We start from the raw sequence: 15,434 nt of genomic DNA on the forward strand, positions 1-15,434 counted from the left end.
GAAACTGCGGGGGATGCCGGGCGGCGCTCAAGCCTGCCCGACGCGGTTGCGGCCATTCTTCTTGGCCTGGTACAGGGCGGCGTCGGCTTGCATGAAACCGGCCTTCCAGTCGCCGTTGTGGGGCAGTGGCGCCAGGCTGATGCTGATCGTCGCCGTGATGGGAGCGTGCTCGAAGTCGACGCATGTATCGGCCACGGCGAGGCGGATGCGTTCGGCGACCTGGTGCGCCGTGGCCATGTCTGTATGGGGGAACAGCAAGCCGAATTCCTCGCCGCCCACGCGGGCAACGACGTCGGATGCCCGCGCCTGGGACTGGATCGTCGCTGCCACGGCTTGCAGCACGGCATCGCCGGCCGCGTGGCCATGCTGGTCGTTGACCCGCTTGAAGAAATCGATGTCGGCGATACCGATGGTCATCGGATGGCCCGAGCGCCGGGCCCGCGCGGCCGCGCGCACGGCGTCGATCTCGAAGGCGCGGCGGTTCGGCAGCTGGGTCAGGGGATCGCTGAGGGCGATGCGCTGCAGCTGCTGCCAGCGGGCCGCATTCTGCTGTTCGATGGCGCGTTCGTGGCGCTGGTCGATGAAAAAGGCGCCCATGAAGTTTTCATCATCGAGCTTGCCCAGGTCCATGGCCTTGAGCACGATGGGCAGCATCGAACCATCGCGGTGGCGAATGGCAAAATGGCGCTTGTGGCCCAGCACCCTGGAGCTCTTGTAGCCGGCCAGATACGCGCCGATCTGCGCGCCATGCTGCTCGCGCACGGCGTCGGGCAGCAGCGCCTCGATCTGCTGGCCAGGCAGGCTGCCTGCGTCATAGCCGCTCAGCGCATACATGGCGTCGTTCGCATAGCGGATGCGCGAGCCCGCATCGATGATGACGGCGGCATCATCGGCGGCGTCGAGCAGGCGCAAGGCCAGGATTTGGTTCATGTGCTTGTCCCCTACAAAGAAGCTGGAGATACCGGGAGGTTGAGGGCCTCGCCTTGCGTTCTCCTTTGAGCTCATCATACACCAAATAAAAATGATTTCAACGAATATTATGATTTTCATGATTTATGTTGATTTTTCACACAAGCAGGTTTGCGCATGGACGGTGTCAAAAGCCTGTTTTTGCGCCACATCCTCAGTGTGGAGAGGCCAATTTTTTCCGTCGCACGGCTTTCCGCCGGGAAGAAAAATTCATTTTTCATGCATTTATTTATTGTATTTGGTAAATTTATGCAGCAAAATAGAGTGGAGACGGACCAGTAACGGTCGATACAGGAGACGGACATGCATACGACGATGTCGGCAAGGAGCAGCAAAGAGGCAGGCAAGGGCCGCCCGCACGGGCCGGGCGCGGGCGTCCGCCGTTCATCCGTGCCGCGCCTGAAGGCGATCGGCTACCTGGTACTGTTGTTTGCCGTGGTGCCGGCCGCGGCCTGCATCGCCACGGGGCGCGCCGGCGTGCCGGTGCTGTTCAGTACTACGTGCGGCGTGGTGTCGTGCGCGGCGCTGGCTGGCAACGTCCCTGGCTGGTAGGTGGCGTCTACCAGGCCTGGCTGACGGTGTAAATCAGCAGGCCGGCCAGGCCGCCCACGATGGTGCCGTTGATGCGGATGAATTGCAGGTCGCGCCCGATGGCCAGTTCGATGCGCTCGCTCATTTCGTCCTTGCTCCACAGGTCCAGGCGGGCGGCGATAAAGGCGCCCACTTCGCCTCGGTAACGGCGCACCAGCGCGCCGCTGCCGGCGACGATGGCGCCGTTCAGCCATTCCCGCGCAGCTTGGTCCGTGCCGAGCACCTGGCCCGTGTTGCGCGCCAGGCCGGCGATCGCTTGCGCCAGCACGGGGACATCCGTGTGCAGGTCGGCCAGCAGGCGCGCGCGGATGGCGCCCCACAGCTCGCCCAGCATGGCTTGCAGCGTGTCGCTGGCGATCAGCTGCAGCTGGTAGCGGCGCACCGTTTCCTGCCACTGCGGGTCGGCCTTCAGGTGCAGCGCGCTGTCGGCGATCCAGCCGGCCATGCGCTGGCGCAGCGGGTGGGCCGGATCGATGCGCACGGCGAGGGCAAACTTTTGCAGCGAGGCGATCATGCGCGGCTCGTACGCTTTCACGGCCTTTTTCACCAGCGCGTTTTCGATCTGGAAGGCGCCCAGCACGAAGTCGCCGATGGCGGCGTGGTGCGCCTCGTCGTCCAGGTAGGCGGCGCTGCGGTCGAGCAGGAAGTCCAGCAGCAGCTGCGGCTTGCCGTCGGCGATCAGCGCATCGATGCAGTCGGCCGCCACGTCCGATACATTCAATTGACCCAGGTAGGCGCTGGCCTGTTCGCGCAGCAGCCGCCCCAGTTTGTCATGGTCGGCCATCGCCAGCAGCTGTTTCGCCACGTCGGCGCCGGCGATGCCCAGCTGCCGCGCGTGGGCCTCGTCACTGAGCCAGGCTCCCAGGCGCGCGGCGGGATCGGCTTGCGCGATCCGCTCGGCGATGCCTTGCTCGGTAATGAAATGGTTTTCCACGAAGGCGCCCAGGCTGCGCCCGATGTCGGCCTTGCTGTTCGGGATGATGGCCGTGTGCCACAGGGGAATGCCCAGCGGATGGCGGAACAGGGCGACGACGGCAAACCAGTCGGCAATCGCGCCCACCATCGATGCTTCGGCGAATGCCTCCACGTAGCCCCAGGCGGGGTGGCCGCCCCGCTGCGAGCGGGCCACGGCGAAGACCAGCGCGGCCAGCAGCAGCAAGCCGGCGGCCAGCCACTGCATGCTGCGCAGGCGCGCGCGCTTGAGCTGGTCCGTGCTCTGCTCCAGCTGTGCGATGAGGTCGGGGGAAGGTTGCATGGATGGCGGCCTGCAGGGTTGCGAGACCGCCATCTTACTGCGATGGCGCAGTGACGGGCTTACTGTTGCGGATGCAGCAGCGAACGGCGGCGCGCGTAGCCGAAGTAGATGACCAGGCCGATCACCAGCCAGATGGAAAAGGCCATCCAGGTGACCCAGCTGAGGAAGGTCATCAGGCCCACGCACAGGATCACGGCCAGCGTCGGCACGTACGGCACGCCGGGGCAGCGGAAGGCGCGATGCAGGTCCGGGCGCTTCTTGCGCAGCACCACCACGGCGACGGAGACCATGGTGAAGGCGGCCAGGGTGCCAATGTTGATCAGCTCGGCGAGGATGTTGAGCGGGATCACGGCGGCGATCAGGCCGAAGACGATGCCGACCAGCCAGGTGGCGAAGAACGGCGTATGGAAGCGCGGGTGCACGGTCGACAGGCGCTTGGGCAGCAAGCCGTCGCGCGACATGGCGAAGATGATGCGCGTCTGGCCGAAAGCCATCACCAGGATCACAGTGGTCATGCCGAGGATGGCGCCCAGGTCGACGAAGCCGGCGATCCAGTTTTCACCCGCATATTGCAGGGCCAGCGAGACGGGATGGTCGACGCCGAGGAATTTTTGATATGGCACGATGCCCGTCATGATGGCCGAGACCACCACGTACAGCACGGCGCACACGGCCAGCGAGCCGATGATGCCGATCGGCAGGTCGCGCGACGGTTTCTTGACTTCCTCGGCGGCCGAGGTGACGGCGTCGAAGCCGATGAAGGCGAAGAACACGAGGGCGGCGGCGCTCAGCATGCCGTGGTAGCCGAACGGCATGTAGGGCTGCCAGTTGGCCGGCTGCACGTGGCGCGCGCCGAAGATGATGAACAGCAGCACCACGCCCACCTTGATGGCCACCATGATGTTGTTCAGGCGCGCCGATTCGCGCACGCCCCAGCCCAGCATGGCTGTCAGCAGCAGCATGATGACGAGGGCCGGCAGGTTGATGAAGGTCGTCACGCCGGGCAGGGCGCCCGGCGCGGCCGTCAGGGCCACGGGCAGTACGATGCCAAAGCCCGACAGCAGCGACTGGAAGTAGCCGGACCAGCCGACGGAGACGGCGGCCGCGGCCAGGCCGTATTCGAGCAGCAAGTCCCAGCCTATCATCCAGGCGGCCAGCTCGCCCAAGGTCGCATAGCTGTAGGTGTAGATGGAGCCGGCCACGGGCACGGTGGAAGCGAATTCCGCGTAGCAGAGGGCGGCAAAGCAGCAGGCGACGGCCGCCACGACGAACGACAGCGACAGGGCGGGGCCGGCCGTCAGCGCACCCGTGCCGGTAAGCACGAAAATACCGGTGCCGACGATGGCGCCGATGCCCATGAGCACAAGGTCGAACGGTCCCAGCACCTTGGCCAGACCTCCCGGCTTCTTGCTGTGGGCAATCATGTCATCCAAATTCTTGGTTCTAAATAAGCTCACTGTGTCTCCTGGTGGTTTTTGTCATGGCGCCATTGCCGCCTCGTGAGTAGCACGACGCAGCCAGATTCTAGCCCACGCGCCCGTGATTCCAGAAGGAAAACCGTACGCTACCGTGCGCGCCCGCCTTGTCAACTTGCCCGGCACGCAAAAAAAAGCCCCGGGATGATGGACCGGGGCCGTAAAGGAGACTGCTACAAATGGTTACTCGGGCTTACTTGGAAAAGTGCGCCTCGATCTCTTCCAGGGTCTTGCCCTTCGTCTCCGGCAGCAGGAAGGCGGCCGCCAGGAAGTAGAGCACGGTGCAGCCGGCGCCGAAGAAGAACAGGGTCGAATAACCGTGCAAGCCCACGGTCGGCAGGAAGATGGCGGCGATCACCGTCGAGACGAACTGGTTGACCAGCAGGGCGATACTCATGCCGTTCGAGCGGATGCGGGTCGGCATCAGCTCGGACAGGGCCAGCCACACGCACACGCCCGGTCCCACGGCAAAGCTGGAGACGAACACGCAGATGGCGATCGCCACCAGCCAGCCGTGCGTGGACGGGGGTACGGGGCCCAGGCTGGCCTTCTCGATGCGCAGCGGCGCCTCGCGCCCGGCGGCCGGGTCGGCGAACGGATTGAGGTGCAGCTTGCGGAAGAACACGCCGATCACGCTGTCGGCCTGTACGGCGTCTTCGCGGGTGATCGTCACCTGGCGCAGCACGGGATCGTCGCTGCGCAGGCTTTTCACGTTGGTGAAGGGGCCGTAGGCGTAGGCGATGGTCAGCTGCTGCGGCGTGCCGTCGGCGGCCGCGCCCAGGGCCGTCAGGGTGGCCGCATCGAGGTGCACGGCCAGGCCGTCGTTTTGCACTTGGGCGGCGATGGCGGGGCGTACGTCGGCCAGGTGGGCTTCCGCGCCGCGGAACAGCAAGCCGGCCGCCAGCAGCGAGACGACGATGCCGCCCGTGCCCAGCATCAGCAGGAACTTGCGGCCCTTGCGGTCCACCAGCAGCACGGCCACCACGGTCATCACGGCGTTCAGCACTTTCAACAAGACATCCGCCATATTGGCCGAGGCGCCCGACAGGCCCGCCTGGTTGAGGATATTGACGACATAGGCGAGGATGGAATTGATACCCGTCGCCTGCGTGCAGGCGAGGATCAGACAGGCCAGCAGGAAGGGCAGCACGTAGCGGCGGCTCAGCAGCGGGTCCTTGGCCCTGGCATTGCCGCTGGCCTTGGCCGCGTTTTCGGGCGTGTCGAGCATTTCGCGCAGTTCCAGGTCGGCGGCAGCGGGCAGGCGCGTGCGCAGCAGCGACTGGCGCGCCTGTTCGACGCGGCCGCGGCGTGCCAGCCAGCGCGGCGACTCGGCCAGCAGCAGGGCGCCGATGGTAAACACGAGGCCCGGCGTCAGGCAGACCCAGAAGATGCTGCGCCAGGCGTGGTCCTTGGCCGTGAAGATGGCGGCGATGCGGCCCGCTTCCGGCAAGGCTTGCGCCGCCTGCGTGGCCGTTTCCACCGTCTGCGCCTGCTGCAGGCCGATCAGGGCGGCGGCCACCAGGCCGATGGTCAGCAGCAGCTGGAACAGGGCGGCGCCCCGTCCCCGCTGTTGCGCGGGCAGGCATTCGGCCAGGTACAGGGGCACGACGACGCCGATGAAGCCGCCGCTGATGCCTTGCAGCAGACGGCCCAGCAGCAGCGGCATGTAGCCGTCGGCCAGGGCGATCAGCGGGATGCTGGCGCTGAACAGGGCGCCGGCCAGGAACATCACCCAGCGCCGGCCCAGGATATCGGCCAGGGCGCCGGCGAACAGCGACGACAGGACTGAACCCAATAGCACGGCGGCGACGATAAAGCTCAGCTGCTGGGCCGTCAGTTTCCAGGCCACGGAGGCCGTTGATTCCAGGTAGGGCAGGGCGCCGGCGATGATGCCGATGTCTATGCCGTACAGCAATCCCCCCATGCCGGCAATAAATAGCAGGTAGCGCATGGCCCACACGGGGGCCTTGTGTGACGTGTCGTGCATGGTAACTCCGGGACGGGGTTGAGGTAGGTTGAGGTGGTCTAGCGGGTGGAAAGATCGATGGCCGCGCCTTCGACGAAGACGGACACTGGCTGTAGTGTGGAATCGAGGACGACGATATCGGCCCAGGCGCCCGGTGCCAAACGGCCCCGTTCGGATTCGCCCAGGTAATCGGCCGGGTACAGCGACAGGCGGTTCGAGGCGTCGGCCAGGTCCAGGCCCAGGTCGACGAAATTGCGCAGGGCCTGGTCCATGGTCAGCACGCTGCCGGCCAGCGAGCCCGTGGCCAGGCGCACGCAGCCCATGCATTTGTAGACGCGCTGCGTGCCCAGGCCGTATTCGCCATCTGGCATGCCGGTGGCCGAGGTGGCGTCCGTCACGCCGTACAGGCGCGGGATGGCGCGCAGGGCGGCGCGCAGGGCACCCTTGGCCACGTGCTGCAGGTCGGGGATGATTTCCGCGTATTCGGCATGCGCCAGCGCCGCGCCCACCATGCCGGGGTCGTAATGCGTCATGCCCGTCATGCCGTTGTACAGGTGGGTAAAGCCGGAGACTCCGGCTTGCAGCGCGGCCACGCCTTCGTCATACGTGCCGGCGCTGTGGCCGATCTGCACGCGGATGCCCATCGCCGCCAGTTGCGGGATCAGTTCCAGATGGCCGGGGATTTCCGGCGCCATGGTCAAGACCTTGATGGGCGCGATGGCGTGAAAGCGCTGCACGAGAGCCAGGCTCGCCTGCACCACGTCGGGCGGCTGCGCGCCCAGGCGGTGCAGGTTCAAAAACGGTCCTTCCAGGTGCACGCCCAGCATGCGCGCGCCGTTGGCGGGACGTTCGGCGATGACGCCGGCCAGGCCTTGCAGGGCGCGCACGATCGAGGGCTCCTTGGCCGTCAGGGTGGTGCCCAGCAGGGCCGTGGTGCCGTGGCGCGCATGCACCTGCGCCACGGTGGCGCCCGCGTTGCCGCCTTCCATGATGTCGACGCCAGCCGCGCCATGCACGTGCAGGTCGATGAAGCCGGGCAGGATGGTCAGCGCGCTGTCGGCGGCAGGGTCTTCCTGTATCTGGACGATGCGCTGGTCAAAAGTGATGGTGCCCGTGATCCAGCCAGATGGGGTAAGGATTCTGCCGCTCAGCATGTGTTATTCCGCTATAAAAAGTTCGATGCCCAGCTTTTGCAGCCCTTCGCGGTATTCCTGGCTGATGCTGGCATCGGTGATGACGGTATCGACGCGGTCCAGTTGCACGATGCGGTGCAGGCTGACGCGGCCGAACTTGGAGGCATCCGTGAGGACGATGATTTTCTTGGCCCGTTCCACCATCTTGTGGTTCAGGCTGGCTTCAGCTTCGTGGTGGGTAGTGACGCCAAACTGCAGGTCGAAGCCGTCCACGCCCAGGAACAGCTTGTCGAAGCTGTAGGCCTGCAAGCAGGTCTCGGCCTGGCTGCCCTGGATCGACAGCGACTGCTTGCGCAGCAGGCCGCCCGTGAGGATCAGGTCCACGCCGGGCGCGTCGGCCAGTTCCCACGCGATGTTGAGGCCATTCGTGGCCACCGTCACGCCCGTCGCATCGCGCAGATGGCGCGCCAGCGAGATGGTGGTGGTGCCCGAGTCGATGATGATGTTGTCGCCCGGTTCCACCAGCCGCGCCGCATAGGCGCCGATGCGCTCCTTCTGCTCGTGGTTGATGGCGTCCTTCTGGCGTATCGTATGCTCGGGCGGCGGCGTGCGCGTCAGGGTCGCGCCACCGTGGCTGCGCGTGGCCATGCCTTGCGCTTCCAGCGCATTCAAGTCGCTGCGGATGGTGACCGCGGACACGCCGAGCTTTTCCACCAGATCGGTCACCTGCACCGATCCCTGCTGGGCAAGCATTTGGAGGATGGATTCACGGCGTTGGCTGGTATTTCGCATGGTGGCGGGCTCAGTAAAAAATGAAAATACCGAGCTTAACAGATTGCCGCTTCGGCAATGACGGCCACTGCCGCATTGCGGTTGCAGGCGCGCGCATATTGCGCCAGCAAGCTGCCGATCTTGTGCTCGATCAAGGCCGGCGCCTGCGCTTGCAGGCTGCCCTGCACCACGGCCGCATACTGTTCCGGCAAATGCTGGCTCAGGAGCGGCAGCGGAATCGCGAGTGCATCGAGGTTGGCCAGCAGCTTGCCGACGGCAGCCGCCACTTCCGGCTCGCCCCAGTAATAGCGGCAACGGTCGCTCAAGCCGTAGCGGCGCATCAGACGCTGTTCTTCCGGCGTGCCCAGGTAATGCTTGATCCAGTTCTTCGGCTTGGCCACCATCACGTCGTCGAGTACCTGCATCAGCTGCGAGGTGGCGTGCGCCGGCAGCAGTTCTTCCTCGATCTGGCACAGGGCGAACAGCGCCTCGCGCAGGGCGAAGGTGGCGGCCGGGCCCACTTTCAGGATGGCGAAATGGTCGCGCACCATGGTGTGCAGCGCCGATTCGCGCTGGTAGTCGGTGGAGTGGGCTTCGAACACGAGGCCAGGCTGCTCGGCGACGAAGGCCGACAGTTCGGCGGCGGCATCCGCATCGTAATGCTGGATGCTGCTCTGGTCGAAATCGACACCCGGCTGCACCACCATGGCGATGACGCGGCGCCAGGCGTCGTGCAGGCCGTTGTCGAGGAAGGCGCGGCAATGCACGTCGAGGGTGCGGCGCGCCGCTTGCGGGCTGGTGACGGCGCCGGCCTGCGCCAGCGATGCTTCGCCGCCGGGAATCGGCACTTCCGTGCCGATCACGTAGACGGGCGGCGCGAAGCCGGCCGCGGCGGCCGCCGCTTCGGCGACGATGCACAGGCGCGCCGAACGGGCGGCCACGGTTTCATCGTCGAGCTGCAGGGGGTCGTCGGCACAGCGCATGCTGCAATCGAGGTGGATTTTATGGAAGCCGGCCGACGCATACGCGGCGATCAGCGTCTCGGCGTGGTCCATGGCGGTGGCCGCATCGAGGTGCTGCCAGGCGTTCGGACCCAGGTGGTCGCCGCCCAGTACCAGGCGGCTGGCGGGGAAGCCCTGTTCGCGGGCCAGTGCCAGCATGGTGTCGCGGAAAACGGCCGGCGTCATGCCCGTGTAGCCGCCAAACTGGTCGACCTGGTTCGACGTCGCTTCGACCAGCAGCACGGTATCGTAGTCGCTGGCCACGTGCATGGCGGCGCGCAGCACGCTCGGGTGGCTGCAGCAGACGGCGTACAGGCCCACGCGCTCGCCGCGGCGGTGCGCCTTGATCACTTGCTGGATGGGAGACAGGGTAAAAGTCGGGTTTTCCGCTTGCTTCATCATGTTTACGCCTTTATATGTTGTCGTATCAAAAGTGCCGCGCCGCGCGCGCCGCCGGCGTCGCCAAAGCGGGGCGGCAAGATGGGCGGCACGTGCACGCCGGGGAACAGGTGGCGCTTCACGGCGGCCGGCAGCTTGTCGTACAGGTGCGGCAATTTGGACAGGCCGCCGCCGAGCACGATGACGTGCGGGTCGTAGGCCAGTACCAGGCCGGCCAGGGCGTGGCCCAGCAAGTCGAGGTGCACGGCCACCGTGCGTTCGGCCACGGCGTCGCCCATGTTGGCGCGCGCCACGATGGCCAGCGGTTCGGCGCCATCGCCGCCAAAGTGCGCATGGAGTTTGCTCATGGCGGGGCCGGAGACGTAGCGTTCCAGGCAGCCCGCCTTGCCGCACGGGCAGGAATAGTCGATCAGGCCATGCTGCGCCAGCAGGGTGGCGGGCAGGCTCCAGTGGCCCCACTCGCCGGCCACGCCGTTAAAGCCGCGCAGCAGCTGGCCGCCCACGCAATAGCCGCCGCCGGCGCCCGTGCCGAGGATGGCGCCGAACATGCTGGCGGCATTGTCGGCCGCGCCGCCTTGTGCTTCCGACAGGGCGAAACACTGGCAATCGTTGCCGATGGCGACAGGGCGCTGCAAGGCTTGCTGCAGGGTTTGCGCCACCAGGCGGCCGTTCAGGGCCGGCACGTTGGAGCTCAGTTGCCGGCCGCTGGCGCTGTCGATCACGCCGGGTAAACCGATGCCGACAGGCGCCGTCGCGCCCAGGGCGGCGTCGCCGCGCGCCACCAGGTCGACGATGGCTTGCACGAAAGCGCTAAAATCGTCGCCCGGTGTGGCCACGCGTTCGCGGAACACCTCGCTCAGCGCGCCGTCGCGGTCGGCAAAGGCGACCAGCTCCATCTTGCTGCCGCCGATGTCGATGCCGTGGTAGCCGGCCGCGTGATTAGAATTGGTCATGGCCATAGATGGTGACGCCTTGCACGACACGGTTGACGATGCCGCCGGCGAATGGGTTGTCGGGGCGCAGTTGCAGCAGCGCGGACTGGTGCAGCGCATATTGCTGGGCCATCAGCAGCCACAGCGGGGCCAGCCAGGCGTCGGGCCAGGCCGGCGCGTCGGCCGACAGGTCGCCGCCGATGCCTACCGTCAGGCATGTCTGCGCCACGCTGTCGCGCTGCAGCTCCTTGAGCAAATCATATTCGTACTGGCGCGCCAATGGCTTGCTGCTGCGCAGCAGGATCACCAAGGACTCCGTGGTGACGGCCGATTTCGGGCCATGGCGGAAACCCAGGGGCGTATTTGCCATCGCCATCACGCGGCCGCCCGTCAATTCGAGGATTTTCAGGGCCGCTTCCTTGGCCAGCGCTTCCAGCGGGCCGCTACCCAGGTAGACCACGCGCTGCACGGGTGTCGAGCCCAGGTCCGCCACGGGCGCCGACCAGTCGCGCAAGGCTTGTTCGCCCAGCTGCGCCAGGGTCTCCAGGCGCGCCACGTCGACGTCCTTGCCCAGTACCGACAGGGCGGCCAGCAGCATGCTGCTAAAGCTGCTGGTCATGGCGAAGCCGCGGTCGCAGCTGCCTTCCGGCATCAGCAGGTTATACGTATTGCTGTCGTTGGCGCCCTGGCGCGCCAGCTTGCCGTCGGCGTTGCAGGTGATGTTCAGGAAGCGCGCGCCGGGCACGACCTGGCGCAGCAGCTCCACGGCCGCCAGGCTTTCCGGGCTGTCGCCGCTGCGGGCAAACGAGACGAGCAGGGTGGGCGCATCCGCTTCCAGGTACAGCTCATGGTGCGTCAGCAGGGTGGTGGTGGCGATGGCGCGGATCTGCGCGGGCCAGGCCGCGTTCAGGGTGTCGACGACGATTTCGCCCACATACGCCGAGCTGCCGGCGCCCGTCAGGATCACGCGTTGCAGGGGATTGGACAGCGCGTCGCCCAGGAAGGCGGCCAGGCTGGCTTGTTCATTGCGCAAAATGCCGGCCAGCGCGCGCCAGATGGCCGGCTGGTGGACGATTTCCTCGGCCGTGTGCAGGCCGCCGATGTCGCGCCAGGTTTGAATGTCACGCTGAAGAAGGGTAGTCATGGGAGGTCAGTAAAGTGTTTGTTGGAGAAAGCATAAATACTAAATTTCGAAAAGTCAAATACGAAAGTAAAACGAAAGTAAATAGTTGTGCGGCTTGCGAAATAATGTCGTCTTATTGGCGTTTTCCTGGAACACATTCGTGTTGCGGTGCCGCATGAAACCCAGTCGTGCCGCCGCCTGTCGCTGAAATGCGACGATAACGAAAGTATGTTTTGTGACATTTTGGTGAAACGTAAGAAAAATGCGCCAATCCTGGGCATTTTATTAATAAATTGCCGCTTTAACTTTCTTTTTGTTGACGATATTTATTTTTCTTCTTAAAGTAATTTCATTGAATCACTTCTGAAAGCCAGCAGATGAAACCTCTCCCGCTTCCCCGCCGCGTCCTTGCCGCCTGTGTCCTCGCTGCCCTTGCCACCCTGGCTGCCCCTGGCCTGCAGGCCGCGACTATCGGCAATCTGCAGTCGCTGTCCGCCGTGCATGCAGCCGACGTGGCCAAGGGCGAGGCACTGGGCTGGGATCTGCGCAGCGACACTGGCATGCAGCTGCATATCAGCCTGCCGCAGGCGGACGTGCTGCGCATCCAGGCGGGCGGCAAAGGGGGCTTGACGGGGCCCGGCGACAAGGCCGCGCCCATCGTCGTGGGCCAGCCTGCCGCGCAGGTGGCATACCAGATCGATGAACAGCCGGAGCATATCGTGATCCGCACCGAAAGCCTGAGCCTGCGCATCGACCGCAAACCCTTGCGTTTTACCTTGTACCGCAAGGGCGATGCGGTGCCGCTGTGGCGCGAGGTGCAGCCGCTGTCGCTCGACGACAAGCAGGGCGTGCAGGTGCTATCGAGCTTGCCGGGCGAGCGTTATTTTGGCGGCGGCCAGCAGAATGGCCGCTTCGAATTCAAGGGCAAGCAGGTGCCCGTGTCGTATTCGGGCGGCTGGGAAGAGGGCGACCGGCCGAATCCAGCGCCATTTTTGATGAGTTCACGGGGTTGGGGCATGCTGCGCAATACCTGGTCCGACGGCAATTACGATTTGCGCGACAAGGAACAGATCTCGCTGCAGCACGCGGAAGGGCGCTTTGATGCGTATTTCTTCGTCGGCAAGGACTTGCGCGACGTCGTCGCCCGTTACACGGACTTGACGGGCCGCGCGCGCATGCTGCCCCGCTGGGCGCTCGAATACGGCGATGCCGATTGCTACAACGATGGCGACAACGTGAAAAAGCCCGGTTCCGTGCCCAAAGGCTGGACCGACGGCCCCACGGGCAAGACGCCGGACGTGGTGGAAAGCGTGGCGCGCCAGTACCGAGACCACGACATGCCGGGCGGCTGGATCCTGCCCAATGACGGCTATGGCTGCGGCTACACGAACTTGCCGGAAACGGTGAAGGGCCTGGCCGGCTATGGCTTCCGCACGGGCCTGTGGACGGAAAACGGCGTCGACAAGATCGCCTGGGAAGTGGGCCAGGCGGGCAGCCGCGTGCAAAAGCTGGACGTGGCGTGGACGGGCAAGGGCTACCAGTTTGCCATGGATGCGAACAAGTCGGCCTACGACGGCATCCTGAACAACTCCGACAGCCGCCCGTTTTTGTGGACGGTGATGGGCTGGGCCGGCATCCAGCGCTACGCCGTGGCGTGGACGGGCGACCAGAGCGCCAGCTGGGACTACATCCGCTGGCACATCCCCACCCTGATCGGCTCGGGCCTGTCCGGCCAGGCGTATGCATCGGGCGACGTGGATGCCATCTTCGGCGGCAGCCCGGAAACCTATCTGCGCGACTTGCAGTGGAAGAGTTTTACGCCCGTCCTGATGGGCATGTCCGGCTGGGCCGCGGCCGAGCGCAAGCATCCGTGGTGGTTCGAGCAGCCGTACCGCGACATCAACCGCCGCTATTTGAAGCTCAAGATGCGTTTGACGCCGTATATGTATACCCTGGTGCGCGAAGCGGAGCAATCGGGCGCGCCGCTGGTGCGCGGCCTGATGTGGGATTATCCGCAAGACCCGGCCGCCTACACGGAAGCCTATAAGTATCAATTCCTGCTGGGGCGCGACGTGCTGGTGGCGCCCGTCTACCGCAGCCAGGCCGTCAGCGGCGGCTGGCGCAAGGGCATCCACCTGCCGCAAGGTACGTGGTACGACTACTGGGATGGCCGCCAGGCCACGGCGGACGCGAAAGGGCGCGACCTGGACCTGCAGGTGACGCTGGACAAGCTGCCCGTGTTCGTGCGTGCCGGCGCCATCCTGCCCATGTATCCGGAAATGCTGTACGACGGCCAGAAGCCGAAGGACCAGCTCACGCTGGACATCTACCCGCACGGCGACTCCCAGTACACCCTGTATGAAGACGATGGCAACACGCGCCAGTACCAGGGCGGCGCCTTCAGCCAGCAAGTCATCCGCATGCGCCAGACGGGTGGCGACGTGCAGGTCGACATCGGTACCGTCGATGGCAAGTACCAGGGCCAGGAAGCGCGCCGCGGCTATGCGTTGCGCATGCTGGCGGGCCAGCGCCCGACCGCCGTCAAGGCGGGCGAACGGTTGCTCGCCGCGTCCGCCGACCGTGCCGCCTACGACAAGACAAGCGAAGGCTGGTATTTCGACGCTGCCGACCGGCAAGGCACCCTGAACGTGAAAGTGGCGGCGCAGGATATCCGCCAGCCCTTGACCATGCAGGTGGCCGGCGCGCTGGCCGTGGCGAGAGTCGATGCCGACTTCCCCGTCGCCCCCGTGCCGGGCCGCGCCTTGCCGGCCGATGCCATGCAGGTGGTGGCGCGTCCTGCGGAAGAAAGCGGCTATCCGCTGGAAAACGCTTTCGATGGCAAGCCGGAGACGTGGTTCCGTACCGTGCGCAGCCCGTCCGTGAAAAGCGGTCCGCATGAATGGGTGATCGGCTTTACGGAGCGGCGCCTGGTCGATGGCATCGAACTGGCGCCGCGCAACGACCAGCACTGGAAGCATGGCCAGGTGCGGGATTACGAAATCTACGTCGGCGACAACAACGGCGAGTGGGGCGCGGCGCTTGCGCGCGGCACACTCAAGCTGGAACAGGGCGTGCAGACGATCAATTTCCCCGCCACGGCAGGGCGTTTGCTGCGCTTCCGCGTCATGAGCACGCAAAATCCGGAAGGCGACGGCGCGGCGTCCACCGACCCGATGGTGACGGCGGCGCAGGCCGGGCCGGTGGCGCGAGCGTTCGACGCGGCGCTGGCGACCGACGTGGCGCCCGTGACCTTGTCCGAATTCCGCGTGCTCGAACACCGCGTGGCCGAAGGCGAGGAGGTGCAGCGCTACCTGTCGGACCTGGCACTGCCGAAGAATATCGCGAAAGACCGGCCAGCCGGCAAGGCGGCCGAAATGCGCATGAACGGGCTGTGGTTCCGCAAGGGCCTCGGCGTGGGACCAGTCAGCCGCATCGACTTGCAGCTGGCGGGCAACTGGAATCTGCTGCGCGCCGACCTGGGCGTGGACGATAGCTGCCGCAGCGCGGGCGGCTTGCAATTCCAGGTCTGGAGCGGCGAGCGGCTGCTGTACGACAGCGGCCTGGTCACGGCTCCCGGGGTAGTCAAGCCCGAAATCGACGTGCGCGGCCTGAGCCAGCTCAGTTTGCGCACCCTGGGCGCGCGCGGCGCCCACCCGGCCCAGGTCTGCGGCAACTGGGCCAACGCCGTATTGACCGGCACGGAAGGCGCGACCGTCAAACCGCGCTAACCGCAATCACTTCATTTCACCAAATCGAGCCCCTCTTCGGACCGGGGAGGGGCTCTTGCAGCCTTACGAAAACAAATCACTTATAAAAGGG

The 15,434-nt window shown here is 65.7% G+C and carries 12 protein-coding genes; 2 read left to right on the top strand and 10 right to left on the bottom strand.

Translation table 11 applies throughout. The features are described 5' to 3' along the window. Positions 1 to 27 precede the first annotated feature (27 nt). Together AC1RJW_RS16260 and AC1RJW_RS16265 are read right to left on the bottom strand one after the other, a co-directional pair. On the bottom strand, positions 28 to 930 hold the full coding sequence (locus tag AC1RJW_RS16260) for a GGDEF domain-containing protein (protein WP_493045828.1): 903 nt from the start codon (positions 928 to 930) through the stop codon (positions 28 to 30). 116 nt (positions 931 to 1,046) lie between these two features. Continuing rightward, on the bottom strand, positions 1,047 to 1,190 hold the full coding sequence (locus AC1RJW_RS16265) for a hypothetical protein (RefSeq protein ID WP_493045829.1): 144 nt from the start codon (positions 1,188 to 1,190) through the stop codon (positions 1,047 to 1,049). Positions 1,191 to 1,272: 82 nt separating this feature from the next. Between AC1RJW_RS16265 and AC1RJW_RS16270 the strand changes: the two genes are divergently transcribed. Beyond that, entirely contained in the window at positions 1,273 to 1,521 is a 249-nt protein-coding gene (locus AC1RJW_RS16270; RefSeq protein WP_493045830.1) for a hypothetical protein, read from the top strand. Positions 1,522 to 1,528: 7 nt separating this feature from the next. Here AC1RJW_RS16270 and AC1RJW_RS16275 read toward each other — a convergent pair whose 3' ends face one another. The 8 genes from AC1RJW_RS16275 to AC1RJW_RS16310 form a co-directional block, all read right to left on the bottom strand. Continuing rightward, positions 1,529 to 2,815: a DUF445 domain-containing protein gene (locus AC1RJW_RS16275; RefSeq protein WP_493045831.1), complete on the bottom strand. Its 1,287-nt coding sequence runs from the start codon at positions 2,813 to 2,815 to the stop codon at positions 1,529 to 1,531. A 59-nt stretch (positions 2,816 to 2,874) separates the two neighbouring features. Continuing rightward, a complete protein-coding gene (gene bcaP / locus AC1RJW_RS16280; RefSeq protein ID WP_493045832.1) occupies positions 2,875 to 4,272 on the bottom strand; it encodes a branched-chain amino acid transporter BcaP in 1,398 nt (465 codons plus the stop codon). A gap of 211 nt (positions 4,273 to 4,483) precedes the next feature. Then, positions 4,484 to 6,277, bottom strand: coding sequence for an MFS transporter (locus AC1RJW_RS16285; protein WP_493045833.1), 1,794 nt, complete (start codon positions 6,275 to 6,277; stop codon positions 4,484 to 4,486). Positions 6,278 to 6,315: 38 nt separating this feature from the next. Beyond that, positions 6,316 to 7,410 (bottom strand): N-acetylglucosamine-6-phosphate deacetylase, encoded by a 1,095-nt coding sequence (locus AC1RJW_RS16290; RefSeq protein WP_493045834.1) that lies wholly within the window; start codon positions 7,408 to 7,410, stop codon positions 6,316 to 6,318. 3 nt (positions 7,411 to 7,413) lie between these two features. Then, a complete protein-coding gene (locus AC1RJW_RS16295; protein WP_034781637.1) occupies positions 7,414 to 8,181 on the bottom strand; it encodes a DeoR family transcriptional regulator in 768 nt (255 codons plus the stop codon). A 35-nt stretch (positions 8,182 to 8,216) separates the two neighbouring features. Beyond that, entirely contained in the window at positions 8,217 to 9,560 is a 1,344-nt protein-coding gene (locus AC1RJW_RS16300; protein WP_493046053.1) for a D-tagatose-bisphosphate aldolase, class II, non-catalytic subunit, read from the bottom strand. A gap of 5 nt (positions 9,561 to 9,565) precedes the next feature. Beyond that, on the bottom strand, positions 9,566 to 10,513 hold the full coding sequence (locus AC1RJW_RS16305) for an ROK family protein (RefSeq protein ID WP_493045835.1): 948 nt from the start codon (positions 10,511 to 10,513) through the stop codon (positions 9,566 to 9,568). Continuing rightward, positions 10,500 to 11,636 carry an AgaS family sugar isomerase gene (locus AC1RJW_RS16310; RefSeq protein WP_493045836.1) on the bottom strand — a complete coding sequence of 379 codons (1,137 nt, stop codon included), beginning with the start codon at positions 11,634 to 11,636 and terminating at the stop codon, positions 10,500 to 10,502. Before AC1RJW_RS16310 ends, AC1RJW_RS16305 begins: the two co-directional genes overlap by 14 nt. 356 nt (positions 11,637 to 11,992) lie before the next feature. On the opposite strand from AC1RJW_RS16310, the gene AC1RJW_RS16315 reads away from it, so the two are divergent. Next, positions 11,993 to 15,343, top strand: coding sequence for a TIM-barrel domain-containing protein (locus AC1RJW_RS16315; RefSeq protein WP_493045837.1), 3,351 nt, complete (start codon positions 11,993 to 11,995; stop codon positions 15,341 to 15,343). Positions 15,344 to 15,434: the final 91 nt, after the last annotated feature.

This window comes from Janthinobacterium sp. GW822-FHT07A03 (assembly GCF_058798815.1).

What these genes read in the sequence shown, in the direction of transcription:
- AC1RJW_RS16260 (WP_493045828.1), bottom strand. Translation starts at nt 930, where the DNA reads ATGAACCAAATCCTGGCCTTGCGCCTGCTCGACGCCGCCGATGATGCC.
- AC1RJW_RS16265 (WP_493045829.1), bottom strand. Translation starts at nt 1,190, where the DNA reads ATGAAAAATGAATTTTTCTTCCCGGCGGAAAGCCGTGCGACGGAAAAA.
- AC1RJW_RS16270 (WP_493045830.1), top strand. Translation starts at nt 1,273, where the DNA reads ATGCATACGACGATGTCGGCAAGGAGCAGCAAAGAGGCAGGCAAGGGC.
- AC1RJW_RS16275 (WP_493045831.1), bottom strand. Translation starts at nt 2,815, where the DNA reads ATGCAACCTTCCCCCGACCTCATCGCACAGCTGGAGCAGAGCACGGAC.
- AC1RJW_RS16285 (WP_493045833.1), bottom strand. Translation starts at nt 6,277, where the DNA reads ATGCACGACACGTCACACAAGGCCCCCGTGTGGGCCATGCGCTACCTG.
- AC1RJW_RS16290 (WP_493045834.1), bottom strand. Translation starts at nt 7,410, where the DNA reads ATGCTGAGCGGCAGAATCCTTACCCCATCTGGCTGGATCACGGGCACC.
- AC1RJW_RS16295 (WP_034781637.1), bottom strand. Translation starts at nt 8,181, where the DNA reads ATGCGAAATACCAGCCAACGCCGTGAATCCATCCTCCAAATGCTTGCC.
- AC1RJW_RS16300 (WP_493046053.1), bottom strand. Translation starts at nt 9,560, where the DNA reads ATGAAGCAAGCGGAAAACCCGACTTTTACCCTGTCTCCCATCCAGCAA.
- AC1RJW_RS16305 (WP_493045835.1), bottom strand. Translation starts at nt 10,513, where the DNA reads ATGACCAATTCTAATCACGCGGCCGGCTACCACGGCATCGACATCGGC.
- AC1RJW_RS16310 (WP_493045836.1), bottom strand. Translation starts at nt 11,636, where the DNA reads ATGACTACCCTTCTTCAGCGTGACATTCAAACCTGGCGCGACATCGGC.
- AC1RJW_RS16315 (WP_493045837.1), top strand. Translation starts at nt 11,993, where the DNA reads ATGAAACCTCTCCCGCTTCCCCGCCGCGTCCTTGCCGCCTGTGTCCTC.